Origin of the sequence: Nocardioides campestrisoli, assembly GCF_013624435.2 — a bacterium.
GTDB lineage: Bacteria > Actinomycetota > Actinomycetes > Propionibacteriales > Nocardioidaceae > Nocardioides > Nocardioides campestrisoli.
The window spans coordinates 2,585,514-2,600,612 of the sequence record NZ_CP061768.1 but is presented as its reverse complement, the minus strand read 5'-3'; the positions used below and the strand labels follow the sequence as shown (position 1 = coordinate 2,600,612).

The window sequence follows — 15,099 nt, the reverse complement described above, 5'->3', positions numbered from 1 at the left end:
CTCCGGGCACGGACCCGAGGGCCGTCGGCGCGAGGGCTGTCCGAGGTGACGGCGCTGCATCGTGGGAGCTGCTCAGACGAGGGCGGAGTCGGGGATCCAGCTCCCGTGGAATCCCTGCGGCACCCGGGCCGGCAGATGGACGGTGGCCACCGGTTGTGCGAAGTCGTGGGCATCGATGATCACCAGGTCGCTGGCGTCGCGCGCGGCGTCGTAGACGTAGCCCATGAGCCAGCCGTCGTCCTCGCCGGCCGCGCGGCCGGCCGGGACGAACACCATCTCGCTGGCGATGCGGCCCGGGCCCAGGTCCAGCTCGACGGTGGTGCCGCCGACGAGGTCGTGCTTGCGCACAGCGGTCCGAGGGTCATCACCTAGGGCGCCCAGGTCGCGCACCGAGGATGCCCCGATCGTGTAGCCGTAGCGGTGGGGGCGGCCAGTGAGTCGTTCGTCCCCGCGCGGGAACTCCGTACCGCGATCGTCGATCGTCTCGGTGAGGACCTTGCGTGAGCGCGGGTCGATCGTCCAGCGCTCCAGGCGGGAGCGGTCGGACACGGGCTCGCCGTCCTCGGCGAAGGCGTGGTCGTGCACCACCAGGTCGATGACCACCCGATCACCGACGTCGAAGGCGTTGAGGGGGTGGTAGACGAAGCACGGCTCGACGTCGATCCACACGACGTCGGACCCGGTGCCCGCCCGGGGCAGGAGCCCGACCCGGGCCCCGTTGTCGGGACGCCAGCGGAAGGGCAGGGCAACGCTCTGGAGGGCGAGCTCCAGGTCGAAGAGCACCGGCAGGTCGAAGAGCACGACCCGGGAGGCGGTCAGGCCCATGTCGTGGACCATGACCGGAGCCGGAAGGTCGATGTCGACCGTGCTGACGAGCTCCCCGGCGGGGTCGATCACGTGGTAGCGCATGGCGGGGTTGTCGAACCCGTAGCTCATCACGTGCATCTCGCCGCTGTCCGGGTCGAACTTGGGGTGAGCGTTGAGGCCGGCAGGGAGAGGGCCGCCGAAGTTGCGCGTGGCGACCGTGTCCAGCTCGCCCGTCAGCTCGTAGGGCAGCGATCCCTCGGTGACGGCCAGGATCCGGCCGGCGTGGGCGAACACGTTGGTGTTTCCCGAGCCGGAGTACCACCCGCCGTCCTCGCGGGGTACGGGGGACGCACCGAGGTACGCGCTGGCCTCGGGACTGCGCACCCAGCGGTTGCGGTACCAGCGCGGCCGGCCGCCGTGCAGGTCGACGCCGTGCACCATCCCGTCGCCAGCGAACCAGTGGTACGTGTCGTCCTGGGCTGCGAACGGGTTCGGCCCGGTGCGGATGTACCTGCCCGCCAGGTCCGGCGGCACCGCGCCCGTGACCTCGAGCTCCGTGGCGGTCACCTCAGTGGCCACCGGCGCAAAGTTGCCGTCGAGGTACTTCGCTGCAGTCATCGTCTGCTCCCTGCCTCGGGCCGCCGAGCCGACCCCACCACTAGACACCCTCGCCCCCGAGGCGTCAATCGGTCCGAGCCGAGGATCCTCTCGGCCTGGGCAGGCCGAGTCCCGGTCGGGCGCGTCGGGCACACTGCAGGAGTGCCCGACCCGCTGCGCAGCCTGCTCGACGCACCTCCCGACCTCCCGGTCACCGCGGGCCTTGCCGCTCTCGACGAGGCGGTCCGGAGCCGTGGGGTCGCGGTGGTCCACGCGCCGCCCGGCACCGGCAAGACGACGTTGGTCCCACCCGCGGTCGCCGACGTCGTCGCCGGACGAGTCGTCGTCACCCAGCCCAGCCGCCTCGCGGCTCGCGCTGCCGCCCGTCGGTTGGCTCACCTGCTGGGCGAACCGGTGGGGGAGACGGTCGGATACTCGGTACGCGGAGACAGGCGCACGAGTCGACGTACCCGGGTCGAGGTGGTCACGACCGGCCTGCTGCTCCGTCGCCTCCAGCACGATCCCGAGCTGGCCGGGGTCGGGGCGGTCGTGCTCGACGAGGTGCATGAGCGCCACCTCGACGCCGACCTGACCCTGGCGCTGCTGATCGACGTCCGGGCCAACCTGCGGGAGGACCTGTCGCTGGTGGCGATGTCGGCCACCCTCGAGGCCGAACAGACGGCAGCCCTGCTCGGTGGAGGCGACGAGCCTGCCCCGGTCATCGACGTGCCGGGTGCCCTGCACCCGGTCCAGACGGTCTGGTGCCCGCTGCCGGCGGGGCTGCGCCGTACCGACGACCGGGGGATCACCCCGGCCTTCCACGACCACGTCGCTGCGACCGTGCGCCGGGCGCTCGCCGAGCACGAGGGCGACGTCCTGGTCTTCGTGCCGGGTGTCGCGGAGGTCGAGGCGACCGTGCGTCGCCTCGGCGGCGTGGACGCGGACGTGCACGCCCTGCACGGACGTCTCTCCGCCGCCGAGCAGGACCGGGCGCTGGGGGAGAACCGTGGGGGCGAGGGCCCGCGCCGTCGGGTGATCGTCTCGACCGCCGTGGCCGAGTCGTCGCTGACGGTGCCCGGGGTTCGCGTCGTGGTGGACGCCGGGTTCTCCCGCGAGCCGCGCACCGACCACCGTCGCGGACTGGCCTCCCTGGTCACCGTCGCGGTGAGCCGGGCTGCGGCCGAGCAACGGGCGGGCCGGGCCGGACGTCTGGGACCGGGGGCCGTGCTGCGGTGCTGGTCCGAGGCGGAGCACGCGCACCTGCCCGCGCACCCGGAGCCCGAGATCGCCACCGCCGACCTGACGGGCTTCGCCCTGGAGGTGGCGTGCTGGGGGAGCCGGGACGTCCGCGACCTGGCGCTGCTCGACCAGCCGCCGGCGCACGCGCTGTCGGCCGCCCGGGAGGTGCTGGTCGAGCTGGGCGCGATGACCGACGACGGCCACGCCACCCCACGAGGCCGGCTGATCGCCGGCGTGCCGGTCGACCCGCGGCTGGCGCGGGCCCTGCTCGACGGGGCGCCTCTGGTCGGGGGCAGGCGGGCCGCCGAGGTGGTCGCGCTGCTGAGCGAGGACGTGCGCGCTCCCGGCGCCGATCTCGTCGCAGCGTTGCGGTCGCTGCGCTCGGGCCAGCGGTCCGGGTCGTGGCGGACCCAGGTGAAGCGTCTGGAGAGGATCGCGGCCGAGCACGTCGACGGGGACGGGGGAGTGAAGCCCGGTGCCGGACGGTCGCTGACCGACGACGTCGCCGTCGGACTGGTGGTGGCCCTGGCGCACCCGGACCGGATCGCGCGCAAGCGCTCCGGTGCCTCGAGCTATCTGATGACATCCGGGACGGGCGCGGCGCTCGACCCGAGGGATCCCGGTCCTCTGGCTGGCCTGGAGTGGCTCGCCGTCGGCGACGCGGAGCGGCGCGCAGGCCAACGTGAGGCGCGGATCCGGGCGGCGGCCCCGCTCACCGAGGACCTCGCGCTGGAGGCGGCGGGCTCCCTGTGGACCGAGGTGGACGAGGTCACCTGGACCGGCGGGCGGGTGCTGGCCCGCCGACGCAGGCTGTTGGGCGCGATCGAGCTCGGCTCCGTCCCGCTGACCGAGCCACCGGCGCAGGCGGTGACCGCCGCGATTCGGGAGGCCCTGAGGAGTGAGGGGATCGGTCTGCTCACCTGGTCGGAGGCGGCCGTCGCGCTGCGTGCCCGCCTCGCCTTCCTGCACCGGGCTCTCGGCGACCCGTGGTCCGACGTGAGTGACGAGGCGCTGACACAGGATCTCGAGTCGTGGCTGGGGTCGCAGCTGGCACGGGTCCGGTCGGCCCAGGACCTGCGCCGGATCGACGTCGCTGCCGCGCTCCGGGCGCTGTTGCCGTGGCCCCAGGCTGGCCGGCTCGACGAGCTGGCGCCCGAGCGGGTGGAGGTGCCCAGCGGGTCGAGCGTGCGGATCGACTACTCCGCCGAGCAGCCGGTGCTCGCGGTGCGGCTGCAGGAGGTGTTCGGCTGGACCGCGGTGCCGGCGCTCGCGGACGGGCGCGTCCCGCTCCTGCTGCACCTGCTCTCGCCCGCGCGCCGCCCGGCAGCGATCACGGCCGACCTGGACTCCTTCTGGGACAACGGCTACCCGGGCGTGCGTGCCGACCTGCGCGGGCGCTACCCCAAGCACGCGTGGCCCGAGGACCCGCGCACCGCGCCGGCCACCCGACGTACGAACACGCCCCGACGGTGACTGGCAGGCTCTCCCTGCTCAGAACTCAGTGCTCCTGCTCGGCGCCCTGTTCAGTGGTTGTGGCCCGGCAGTCAGGAGGTGGTGGTGCTGCCAGGCCCAGTACACGAGCTGCCCCGCGGCCACCGAGCCGAGCGAACCGAGCGCCATGTCTCCCAGCGTGTCGGCGTACCGGTCGATCACGCCCGAGGTGCTGAGGAAGGCGTAGTACTCGGCGATCTCCCAGCCGAGCGCCGCGGTGACGCCGAAGGCCAGCGAGCGCTCGAACACCTGCCCTCGGGACGCCTGCGGCGACATGGTGAGGAGGATGAACGCAGCCGTCAGCGCCCCGGTGTTGACGAAGTGCATCAGGTCGTCGAATCGCCGGATCGTGTCGTAGAGGTCCATCCGGTTGCCCAGCGTGTCCGTGAAGCAGGTGAGGGTCACCAGCAGGTCCACGATCCACGGGAACGTCACCCGGCGGCGCCAGAGGAGGAACCACGCGGCCGGGATGATGAACGCCGCCAACGGGTAGCCGACCGCCCGGGCGGTCGCGCCCTTGCCCTGGAGATGGCCCAGCTCCGGGTACCGGAGCGCGGTCATCAGCAGGAGCAGCAACATCGTCTTGGCCGCCACGTCGAGGACGATGACGGCTCCCCGGACGGGAGGGCGGACCGGGACCACGGTGAGTTCGCTCACACGGTCCACGCTAGCCAGGTCATGCGAATGCGAACCGAGTCGTTGGACCCTCCCGGGGCTCCTCGTGGCACTGCTGGCCGCAGGACCGAGGCCTACTGTTGAGTCGTGGGCTTGCCGATCACGCGGCTTTCGACGAACGACCTGACCAGTGTCGCCACGGACCGCGGACCGGTGCCGATGCAGGTCGGCGCAGCCCTGCTCCTCGAGGAGGACAGCGGGCCGAGCGCTGCAGAGCTGGCCTCGGTCGTCGAGCAACGGCTTGCCCGCGTCCCGCGTCTCGGTGACCGGCTGCGACGTGCACCCTGGGGCTGCGGACGGCCCTACTGGGAGGCCGCACCTCTCGGCACCAAAGGCCTCGTCACCATCGCGACCGCGCCGTCCGGGGATGCCGGGCTTGTCGGCACCGCGGTCGACGACGTCCTCCGGCGACTACCGCGCGACCGTCCGCTGTGGCGTGCGGTGGTGTACGCCGACACAGCTGGTCGCGCCCGCGGCCTGGCGGTGGTGATGCACCACGTGCTCGCCGACGGCATCGGTGGACTGGCGGTCCTGGTCGAGCTGGTCGACAGCGACGACACCCGTGGGCCCCAGGGCACCCCGATTCCTGCGCCGAGTCCTGCGCCGAGTCCTGCGCCGAGTCCTGCGCCGAGTCGCCGCGAGCTCGCCCGCGACGCCTGGACCCGGCGGTGGTCGGGGCTCCGCTCGGCACCGAACACGGTTCGCGGTCTCGTCGCCGGCCTGCGCGAGCTCGGTGGCATCCCCCGCCGGGAGGCGGGCCGGACGAGCCTGTTGCAGCCCACGTCGTCGAGTCGGTGCGTCGAGATGGTCGAGGTAGACCTCGCGCCAGTCGTCGCGGCCGCCCACGCGCATGGCGCGACCGTGAACGACCTGCTGCTCGTGGCCGTGAGCGGAGCGCTGCGACGCCTCCTCGCTGCTCGCGACGAGCAGCTCGACCACGTGCTGATCTCGGTCCCCGTGAGCGGCCGGTCGGCCACCTCGTCCGCAGACCTCGGCAACCAGGTCGGCGTACTCCCCGTCGCGGTACCGCTGGACGAGGACCCAGCACTCAGGCTCGCCGCGGTCCGTGACCAGCGCGCCCGCCTCGGCACGCTTGCTCCGCGCGCCAGCTCAGGCGCCGTGCTCTCGGTGCTCTTCCGTGGCCTGGCCGCGGTCGGGATCTTCCAGTGGTTCGTACGTCGTCAACGGCTGGTGCACACCTTCCTCACCAATCTGCGTGGCCCGGCGGAACCGGTTGCGATCGCCGGCACCCGGGTCCGCCGGCTGGTGCCGATCGCGACCGTCCCCGGGAACGTCACCGTCTCCTTCGACGTGCTCTCATACGCAGGACGACTGCTGATCGCGGTCGTGTACGACCCGGACTGCATGCCCGACCACGCGCTGGTCGCCGACGCGCTCGCAGGCGAGCTGACGGGACTCACCGTCCACGAGTAAGCCTGGTGCGTCCGCGCCCCCGAACCGACCTCGAGGGTTCGGCCTCTGAGCGTGGTGGCCGCCGCAGGTCGGCAGGCAGACTCCCAGCCCCCAGGCGTGTCTACTGGGTCTGGATGGTGATGCCCGAGGATATAGCAATCGTTGCTATGTTGATTTCATGTCCTCGCGACGTGACATCCTCCGTCAGGTGATGCTGCAGACCGGCACCACCCAGACGACGCTGTCGCGAATCAGTGGGGTGCACCAGCCGAGCATCAGCCAGTTCCTCTCCGGCAGGGTTGACCTCAGCGACGAACAGCTCGACCGGCTGCTCTCGTGCATGGGCCACCGGCTCGAGGTGGTCCGGCGCCCGGTGAGCCCCGAGCTGACGCACTCCGAGCGACGGTCCTGGAGCCTGCACCGACAGCTGTCCACCCACCTCACCCGCGAGACTCTGGAGGAGTGGCTCCCGACGCTACGGCGGAATCTCGAGCGCGAACGCACGTCGGTGCGGGGGAGCGTCCACCTCGACAACATCGAGCGCTGGCAGGACCTGATCGATCGTCGTGACCTCCGTGGGCTCCGACAGGCGATGACGGGCCTGGACCGCGACTCGATCGAGATGCGCGAGGTCTCGCCGATGGGTGGACTGCTCCCGGACGTCGAGCGTCTTGAGGTCCTCCGGGGTCTGAAGCGAGCCGGCTGATGCGCCGCGACCAGCTTGAGCACGCGATCCGGACGCGTGCCAGATCATCGGCCGACCGGAGGTGATCATCGTCGGGTCGCAGGCCATCCTCGGTACTTTTGATGAGAGCCAGTTGCCCGAGGGCGCGACGGTCAGTCTCTGAGCTAGTGGATCGTTCGGTGATCGCGGCTAGGCTGGCAACCGTGCCGGCACGCTACGAGTCCGCTGCTGCTCGGGCGTCAGCCTGGCTTGCCTCGACTTGAGGGCCCGAGACGATCCGCGCCCCGCGCGAGGCGCCTTCCTCGACGAGGACGATCCCGGTCGGCGACGGCGTCATCGACGGCGTCTGCCGGCATCTGGGGGGAGCGCGGCCACCACGGGGCACAGCACTTCCCTGTGACCTGCGTTTCCGCAGGACACAGGGCTGGAGCGAATGGGTCAGCCTGTAAGCCGGGTTCTGTCCCGCCGTGAGGCGGGGGCGATCATCCATCTACGACGACCGTTGCCGGCCGCCTCCTGCGATCTACCCGTGCACTCGGGCGGGCCGCCCTCGAACGCGCACGCGTCACCCGCGGACGGGTGACTTCTTGACCTTGCTCCAGGTGGGGTTTGCCTAGCCGCCCCGGTCTCCCGGGGCGCTGGTGGTCTCTTGCACCGCCGTTTCACCCTTACCGCTCCGGAGAGCGGCGGTCTGTTCTCTGTGGCACTTTCCCGCGGGTCACCCCGGGTGGGTGTTACCCACCACCTTGCCCTGTGGAGCCCGGACTTTCCTCGGCAGCGCAGTCTCCTGCGCCGACGCGATCGCCCGGCTGACCCATTCGCAGACCCGAGTCTAGGGGAATCTCGCTCCGGGCCGACGCGTTGACCCCGACATGGAGCAGGAGTACCAGGTCCCCCCGATGGTCTTCCCCGGGATGCGGCAGCACGAGAAGGCGTACGCCGCGGCGTACGACCTGCTGGCGCGCCGCGCGCCGGAGGAGGCGCTCGGGCTGCTCGAGCCGGCCCTCGAGGCGGAGCCGGAGAACACCGGGCTGCGGACGCTGCGCGCCTGGGCCTGGATGATCCGGGCCCAGCTCGGCAGGGCCGAGGAGGAGCTCCGGTCGCTGGTCGAGGAGAACCCCAGCGACGACTGGTCCCGGCACGCGCTGGGCCGCGTCCTGGAGCGCCAGGGAAAGCTGGAGGAGGCGCTCCCGCACCTGCGCCTGGCGGCGGTGATGTCCGGCGACTACGACCACCGGGCCGCCGTCTTCCGGGTGGAGCAGGAGATCGCTCGTCGACAGGACCGTGGCTGAGCAAGCGCCACCCCCGCTCGGCCCTGCCTGAGCCGGCCTTGCTCGAGCAGGCTCAGGGGTTGGTCAGCACCTCGGCGCCGTCCGCGGTGACCAGCAGCGTGTGCTCGAACTGCGCGCTGCGACGCAGGTCCTTGGTGACCACGGTCCAGCCGTCGTCCCACATCTCCCACTCATGGGTGCCGAGGTTGAGCATCGGCTCGATGGTGAACGTCATCCCGACCTCGATCAGGTCGTCGTAGTGGTCGGTGTCGTAGTGGGGGATGACCAGGCCGGAGTGGAACGACGTGCCGATCCCGTGACCGGTGAACTCGCGGACCACGCCGTAGCCGTAGCGCTTGGCGAAGGACTCGATGACCCGGCCGATCACGTTGACCCGGCGACCCGGGCGCACCGCCTTGATGCCCCGCTCCAGCGCCTCCTTGGTCCGCTCGACCAGGAGGCGTGACTCCTCGTCGACGTCGCCGGCCAGGAACGTGGCGTTCGTGTCGCCGTGGACGCCGTCCAGGTAGGCGGTGATGTCGATGTTGACGATGTCGCCGTCCTCCACCACGCGGGCGTCGGGGATGCCGTGGCAGATCACCTCGTTGACGCTCGAGCACAACGACTTCGGGAAGCCGCGGTAGCCCAGGGTGGAGGGGTAGGCGCCGTGGTCGCAGAGGAACTCGTGGCCGATCCGGTCCAGCTCGTCGGTGGTCACGCCCGGCGCCACGTGGGAGCCCACGAGCTCGCGGGCCTGGGCGGCCAGCCGGCCGGCGACGCGCATCTTCTCGATCGTCTCCGCGTCCTTGACCTCCGAGCCCTCGAACGGCGCCGGCTTGGGGCGGTCGACGTACTCCGGCCGGACGATCGAGGCAGGAACAGGACGGCGGGGGGAGACGGGCGCGGCCACTACGGGAGTCACGCCCGCGAGTGTAGTTTCAGCAGGCATGAGCGACACAAAGCCGCAGTACTGGTTCTGCCTGACCCACCACGCGGTGGAGGGACGCGACGGCTGCAAGAACGCCGACCGGCTCGGGCCCTACTCGACCGCCGCCGAGGCCGAGCAGGCGCTCGAGCGGGTCCAGGAGCGCAACGAGTCCTGGGACAACGACCCGGTCTGGAACGACGACGACGAGGACGACGAGCCGGACCCGGCCAAGAGCTGAGGCTCCTCAGCGCCGCTCAGCCTCGTGGCGAGACCCGGAGCACCCGGTCGCGGCCGGCGCCGTTCGAGGTGGTGACCAGGAGGTCGCCGCCGGGCAGCGAGGTCACGCTGCGCAGCCGTCCGTACCTGCGCAGCTCCTTCGGTGCTCGGACCTGGCGGAGCTCACCGTCGGCGTCGAACCGCATGAACAGCACCCGGCTGCCCTTGAGCGCCGCGACCGCCAGGGTGCCGTCGAGGCGTCCCCACTGCTTGCCGCGGACCCAGGCGGCGCCGGAGGTGGCCACGGTCGGTCGCCCCGAGCTCCACCGGGCGTCGATCTGGACGCCGGGCAGCGAGTGGTCGGTCATCGGCGCGGACTCGTCGTACCCCGGCCCCGGCTGCCACCCGTAGTCACCACCAGGAACCAGCAGGTTGACCTCGTCGTCGCGGTCGGTGCCGTGCTCGACCGACCACAGGGAGCCGTCGGCCCGCTGGGCCAGCCCTTGGACGTTGCGGTGGCCGTAGGTGAGGACGTAGCGCCGTGCCGTGGCGGCGCCCGCCCACGGGTTGTCGGGCATCGGCTCACCGGTCCGGCCGTCGAGCCGCAGCACCTTGCCGCCGAGGGAGTCCAGGTCCCGCGGCACGCCGCTGACCCCGGTGTCGCCGGTGCCCACCAGGAGCGCGCCGTCACGGCGGTCGACCAGCAGCCGGCACCCGCCGTGCTTGCCCATGGTCAGCGGGATGCCTCCCAGCACCGTGCGCGGCATGCGCAGCCGGGTCCAGGACCGGTTCGCCCGCCACCTGGTCACCCGCACCTCCATGCCCGCCCGGGTGCGAGCGCCGTGGCAGGCCCACAGGGTCCGGCTGGATGCGTCGAGCGCCATCGACATCAGGCCGATCTCGCCAGTGACCTGCACCAGCGAGCGCAGGTTGGCCACGGTCGTACGTCGTCCCTTGCGGACCAGGCTGACCCGCGCGCGCTCGCGCTCGGTCACCAGGACACCGCCACCCGGAGCGCGCTGGACGTCCCAGGGCAGGTCGAGGCGCCGCGCGACCGTCCGGACGCGCAGCCGCGGCACGCCCGCCCGGCGGGCAGTCGCCTGCCCAACCACCGAGGTCGCCGGGGTGGCGGCTCGCGCGGCGGGCTTCGGCCCGTCCGACGCTGCGCCCGGCGGGGCCAGCGCCACGCCGCTGAGCGACGTGGCGAGCAGGAGCAGGGCAGCGGCTGACGTCCGGGTGCGCATGGGCCCGGAGGTTACGCCGCCCTCGGGGCGATCGGAACCGCCAGCAGCCCCCGTGAGGCTCAGGACGCTCAGAACGTGTGCTCCGGACCCGGGAACGTGCCGCCCCGGACGTCGTCCGCGTACGCCTTCGCCGCGTCGAGCAGGACGCCGTGCACGTCGGCGTACTGCTTGACGAACCGGGCCATCTTGCCCGTGCGCAGCCCGAAGGCGTCCTGCCAGACCAGGACCTGGCCGTCGCAGCCCGGACCGGCGCCGATGCCGATGGTGGGGATCGTCAGGGTGCTGGTCACCTCGCTGGCCACGTCGCCGGGGACCATCTCCATCACCACGGCGAAGGCGCCGGCCTCCTCGACCGCGCGCGCGTCGGCGAGCACCCGCTCGGCGGCGTCGCCCCGGCCCTGCACCCGGTAGCCGCCCAGGGTGTGCTCGCTCTGCGGGGTGAAGCCGATGTGGGCCATCACCGGGATGCCGCCCCGGGTCAGCTTCTCGATCACCGGCACCATCTCGACGCCGCCCTCGAGCTTGACGCAGTGTGCGCCGCCCTCCTTCATGAACCGGGCCGCGGTCAGGTAGCCCTGCTCGGGGGAGGCCTGGTAGGAGCCGAACGGGAGGTCGCCGACCACCAGCGCCCGTCGCGCCGACCGGGCGACCGCGCGGGTCAGGGGGAGCAGCTCGTCGACGGTGATCGGCAGGGAGGTCTCGTTGCCGAGCACGTTGTTGGACGCGGAGTCGCCGACCAGCAGCACCTCGATGCCCGCCTCGTCGAACGTGGCGGCGGTGTACATGTCGTAGGCGGTGAGCATGGTGAAGCGCTCGCCGCGCTCCTTCATCTCCCGCAGGTGGTGGGTCCGCACGCGCTTGACCGGGGTCGGGCCGGGCGCCGCGGCGCCGGAACCGTACGGCGCGCCGACGTCGCCGTGCTGCTGCTCGCTCATGGGCTTGCTCTCCTCTGGCTCGTCTCGCGGCTCCCCGCTGGAGTCCACGGACCGCGGACAGGCTATTCCTCTCCATGAGGTTGGCGATGTGGCGGGCGCCACGCCCGGCTCGTCCGCACCTAGACTCCGGGCGTGGACTTCTACTCCGCCTACGCCCAGGGGTTCGCCCGGATCGCGGCCTGCACGCTGCCGGTCGCGCTCGCCGACCCCTCGACCAACGCCCGCCGCGTGGTCGAGCAGGCGCGGGCGTGCCACGACGACGCGGTCGCGGTCGCCGTCTTCCCCGAGCTGTGCCTGAGCGGCTACTCCGTCGACGACCTCTTCCTCCAGGACACCTTGCTCGCCGCCGTCGACGACGGGCTGCGGACCGTGGTCGAGGCGAGCCGTGACCTGCGACCGGTGCTGGTCGTCGGCGCCCCGGTGGTGCACGGGTCCCGGGTGCTCAACTGCGCGGTGGTGATCCACCGCGGCCGCGTGCTCGGCGTCGCGCCGAAGTCGAACCTGCCCACCTACCGGGAGTTCTACGAGCGCCGCTGGTTCGCGCCCGGCGACGACCTGGCCGGTCACGAGGTCGCGGTCGCCGGTCAGGTCGCCCCCTTGGGTCCAGACCTGCTGTTCCGCGCCGTCGACGTGCCGGGGCTGGTGGTCCACGTCGAGGTGTGCGAGGACATGTGGGTCCCCGTCCCGCCCAGCGCGCGTGCCGCCCTGGCCGGTGCCACGGTGCTGCTCAACCTCTCCGGCAGCCCGATCACCGTCGGCCGCGCCGAGGAGCGACGCCTGCTGGTGCGCAGCGCCAGCGCCCGATGCCTGGCCGCCTACGTCTACGCCGCCGCGGGCCAGGGCGAGTCGACGACCGACCTGAGCTGGGACGGCCAGACGATGGTCTACGAGGTGGGCGACCTGCTGGGGGAGAGCCCGCGGTTCCCCGAGGACGCCCAGCGCACGGTGGTCGACGTGGACCTGACGAGGCTGCGCGCTGAGCGGCTGCGGCAGGGCACCTTCGACGACAACCGCCGCAGCGTCGGCACGGCGGGCACGTCGTTCCGGACGGTGGACCTCACCCTCGAGCCCCCGACGGGCGACGTGGGGCTGCGCCGCAAGGTGGACCGCTTCCCGTTCGTCCCCGACGACCCCGAGCGGCTCGCCCAGGACTGCTTCGAGGCCTACAACATCCAGGTCTCCGGCCTGGAGCAGCGGCTGGTCTCGATCGGGCACCCGCGGCCGGTGATCGGGGTCAGCGGCGGGCTGGACTCCACGCACGCGCTGATCGTGGCCGCGAAGGCGATGGACCGCCTGGGTCGCCCGCGCAGCGACATCCTGGCGTTCACCATGCCGGGCTTCGCCACCGGCGACACCAGCAAGTCGTACGCCACCCGGCTCGCGACCGCCCTCGGGGTGACCTTCGAGGAGATCGACATCCGGCCCGCCGCCGAGCAGATGCTCGCCGACCTGGGCCACCCCTACGCCCGCGGCGAGAAGGTCTTCGACGTCACCTTCGAGAACATCCAGGCGGGCCTGCGCTACGACTACCTGTTCCGGCTGGCCAACCAGCGCGGCGGGATCGTGGTCGGCACCGGCGACCTCTCCGAGCTGGCGCTGGGGTGGTGCACCTACGGCGTGGGCGACCAGATGTCGCACTACAACGTCAACGCCGGCGTGCCCAAGACCCTGGTGCAGCACCTGATCCGCTGGGTGATCAGCCACGACGAGCTCGAGGCCGGCGCGGACGCGGTGCTGGCCGAGATCCTGCGTCAGGAGATCACCCCCGAGCTGATCCCCACCGTCGAGGGGGACAAGCCGCAGGCCACCGAGGACTCGGTCGGCCCCTACGCCCTGCAGGACTTCACCCTGTTCCACCTGGTGCGGCAGGGCCACTCGCCCGCCCGCATCGCGTTCCTCGCGATGCACGCGTGGGCCGACGCCGAGGCGGGGGAGTGGCCGCCCGGCTATCCGGAGCAGGACCGGCCGGCGTACGACCTGGCCACGGTCCGCCGGTGGCTGGAGGTCTTCCTCCGGCGGTTCTTCGCCTCCCAGTTCAAGCGCAGCGCGCTGCCCAACGGACCCAAGGTGAGCGCGGGCGGGACGATGTCGCCGCGAGGGGACTGGCGGATGCCCTCGGACGCCCGCGTGGACGCCTGGCTGGCCGACCTGGAGAGGGTGCCGCGCGGCTGAGCGTGTCCGTTTGGGTGATCCGCGCGTGGAAGGCCCACCGGTAGGACATAGTTTGGTGCCATGGGCAAGCAGGAAGACTTCGTTCTCCGGGCGCTCGAGGAGCGCGACGTGCGTTTCGTGCGCCTCTGGTTCACCGACGTGCTGGGCTACCTCAAGTCGGTCGCCGTGGCACCGGCCGAGCTGGAGAGCGCCTTCGGTGAGGGCATCGGCTTCGACGGGTCGGCGATCGAGGGCTTCGCGCGGGTGCAGGAGAGCGACATGCTCGCCAAGCCCGACCCCTCCACGTTCCAGATCCTCCCGTGGCGCGGCGAGGGCCCGTCGACCGCACGGATGTTCTGCGACATCCTGATGCCCGACGGCAGCCCCTCGTACGCCGACCCGCGGCACGTGCTGAAGCGGACGCTGAGCCGCGCGGCCGACAAGGGGTTCACCTTCTACACCCACCCCGAGATCGAGTTCTACCTCTTCAAGGACACCCCGCAGCCCGGCACGCTGCCGGTCCCGGTCGACCGCAGCGGCTACTTCGACCACACCGCGCAGTCGATGGGCGCGGACTTCCGGCGCGAGGCGATCTCGATGCTGGAGGCGATGGGCATCTCGGTGGAGTTCAGCCACCACGAGGGCGGTCCGGGCCAGCAGGAGATCGACCTGCGGTACGCCGACGCGCTCAGCACCGCCGACAACATCATGACCTTCCGCACCGTGATCCGCGAGGTCGCGCTCAGCCAGGGGATCTGGGCCAGCTTCATGCCCAAGCCCTTCACCGAGCACCCCGGCTCCGGCATGCACACCCACGTCTCGCTCTTCGAGGGCGATCGCAACGCCTTCTTCGAGGCCGGCGCCCAGTACCAGCTCTCCCGCACCGGCAAGCAGTTCATCGCCGGGCTGATGCGGCACGCCGCCGAGATCACCGCGGTGACCAACCAGTGGGTCAACAGCTACAAGCGGCTGATCGGCGGGGGTGAGGCGCCGTCGTACATCTCCTGGGGCCACAACAACCGCTCCGCCATGGTGCGCGTCCCGATGTACAAGCCGAGCAAGGGACAGTCGACCCGGATCGAGCTGCGCTCGCTGGACGCCGCGTGCAACCCCTACCTGGCCTTCGCCGTCGTGCTGGCCGCCGGGATGAAGGGGATCGAGGAGGAGTACGAGCTCCCGCGCGAGGCCGAGGACGACGTCTGGTCGCTCAGCGAGCGCGAGCGCCGCAGCCTCGGCATCGAGGCACTGCCCCGGACCCTGGCCGAGGCGATCAACGTCGCCGAGAACAGCGAGCTGCTGGCCGAGACCCTCGGCGAGCACGTCTTCGACTTCTTCCTGCGCAACAAGCGCAACGAGTGGGACGAGTACCGCGGACAGGTCTCGAGCTTCGAGCGGGACCAGATGCTTCCGGTGATCTGAGGTGCTCGGCCAGAGCAGCGACGAGCAC

Annotated in this window: 12 protein-coding genes and 1 other RNA gene; 7 read left to right on the top strand and 6 right to left on the bottom strand. The window is 71.9% G+C overall.

All coding sequences use genetic code 11. From position 1 onward, the window contains the following. Window positions 1-72: 72 nt before the first annotated feature. Entirely contained in the window at window positions 73-1,425 is a 1,353-nt protein-coding gene (locus H8838_RS12210; protein ID WP_185996359.1) for a carotenoid oxygenase family protein, read from the bottom strand. A gap of 141 nt (window positions 1,426-1,566) precedes the next feature. Between H8838_RS12210 and hrpB the strand changes: the two genes are divergently transcribed. After that, a complete protein-coding gene (hrpB, locus tag H8838_RS12205) occupies window positions 1,567-4,116 on the top strand; it encodes an ATP-dependent helicase HrpB (protein ID WP_185996358.1) in 2,550 nt (849 codons plus the stop codon). An 18-nt stretch (window positions 4,117-4,134) separates the two neighbouring features. On the opposite strand, the gene H8838_RS12200 is transcribed toward hrpB, so the two are convergent. Beyond that, window positions 4,135-4,791: a hypothetical protein gene (locus H8838_RS12200; RefSeq protein ID WP_185996357.1), complete on the bottom strand. Its 657-nt coding sequence runs from the start codon at window positions 4,789-4,791 to the stop codon at window positions 4,135-4,137. A 105-nt stretch (window positions 4,792-4,896) separates the two neighbouring features. Here H8838_RS12200 and H8838_RS12195 point away from each other — a divergent pair, with 105 nt between their 5' ends. Both H8838_RS12195 and H8838_RS12190 read left to right on the top strand, forming a co-directional pair. Beyond that, window positions 4,897-6,243 (top strand): wax ester/triacylglycerol synthase domain-containing protein, encoded by a 1,347-nt coding sequence (locus H8838_RS12195; RefSeq protein ID WP_185996356.1) that lies wholly within the window; start codon window positions 4,897-4,899, stop codon window positions 6,241-6,243. Between the two features lie 157 nt (window positions 6,244-6,400). Further along, the gene (locus H8838_RS12190) at window positions 6,401-6,928 is read left to right on the top strand and encodes a helix-turn-helix domain-containing protein (RefSeq protein ID WP_224766101.1); all 528 of its coding nucleotides are present in this window, start codon (window positions 6,401-6,403) and stop codon (window positions 6,926-6,928) included. Window positions 6,929-7,337: 409 nt separating this feature from the next. Here H8838_RS12190 and rnpB read toward each other — a convergent pair. After that, window positions 7,338-7,724: RNase P RNA component class A (gene rnpB, locus H8838_RS12185), an RNA gene on the bottom strand. A 55-nt stretch (window positions 7,725-7,779) separates the two neighbouring features. Between rnpB and H8838_RS12180 the strand changes: the two genes are divergently transcribed. Further along, window positions 7,780-8,199: a tetratricopeptide repeat protein gene (locus H8838_RS12180; RefSeq protein ID WP_224766100.1), complete on the top strand. Its 420-nt coding sequence runs from the start codon at window positions 7,780-7,782 to the stop codon at window positions 8,197-8,199. A 52-nt stretch (window positions 8,200-8,251) separates the two neighbouring features. Here H8838_RS12180 and map read toward each other — a convergent pair whose 3' ends face one another. Beyond that, complete coding sequence (gene map / locus H8838_RS12175; protein WP_444875241.1) at window positions 8,252-9,100, bottom strand: type I methionyl aminopeptidase; 849 nt, start codon at window positions 9,098-9,100, stop codon at window positions 8,252-8,254. Window positions 9,101-9,125: 25 nt separating this feature from the next. Here map and H8838_RS12170 point away from each other — a divergent pair, with 25 nt between their 5' ends. Then, on the top strand, window positions 9,126-9,344 hold the full coding sequence (locus H8838_RS12170) for an SPOR domain-containing protein (RefSeq protein ID WP_181311331.1): 219 nt from the start codon (window positions 9,126-9,128) through the stop codon (window positions 9,342-9,344). Between the two features lie 16 nt (window positions 9,345-9,360). On the opposite strand, the gene H8838_RS12165 is transcribed toward H8838_RS12170, so the two are convergent. Then, the gene (locus tag H8838_RS12165; RefSeq protein WP_181311330.1) at window positions 9,361-10,566 is read right to left on the bottom strand and encodes a PQQ-dependent sugar dehydrogenase; all 1,206 of its coding nucleotides are present in this window, start codon (window positions 10,564-10,566) and stop codon (window positions 9,361-9,363) included. 68 nt (window positions 10,567-10,634) lie between these two features. Then, the gene (gene panB, locus H8838_RS12160; protein ID WP_181311329.1) at window positions 10,635-11,501 is read right to left on the bottom strand and encodes a 3-methyl-2-oxobutanoate hydroxymethyltransferase; all 867 of its coding nucleotides are present in this window, start codon (window positions 11,499-11,501) and stop codon (window positions 10,635-10,637) included. A gap of 132 nt (window positions 11,502-11,633) precedes the next feature. Here panB and H8838_RS12155 point away from each other — a divergent pair, with 132 nt between their 5' ends. Together H8838_RS12155 and H8838_RS12150 are read left to right on the top strand one after the other, a co-directional pair. Then, window positions 11,634-13,673 carry an NAD(+) synthase gene (locus H8838_RS12155; RefSeq protein ID WP_181311328.1) on the top strand — a complete coding sequence of 680 codons (2,040 nt, stop codon included), beginning with the start codon at window positions 11,634-11,636 and terminating at the stop codon, window positions 13,671-13,673. Window positions 13,674-13,733: 60 nt separating this feature from the next. Then, window positions 13,734-15,071, top strand: coding sequence for a glutamine synthetase family protein (locus H8838_RS12150; protein ID WP_181311327.1), 1,338 nt, complete (start codon window positions 13,734-13,736; stop codon window positions 15,069-15,071). Window positions 15,072-15,099 lie beyond the last annotated feature (28 nt).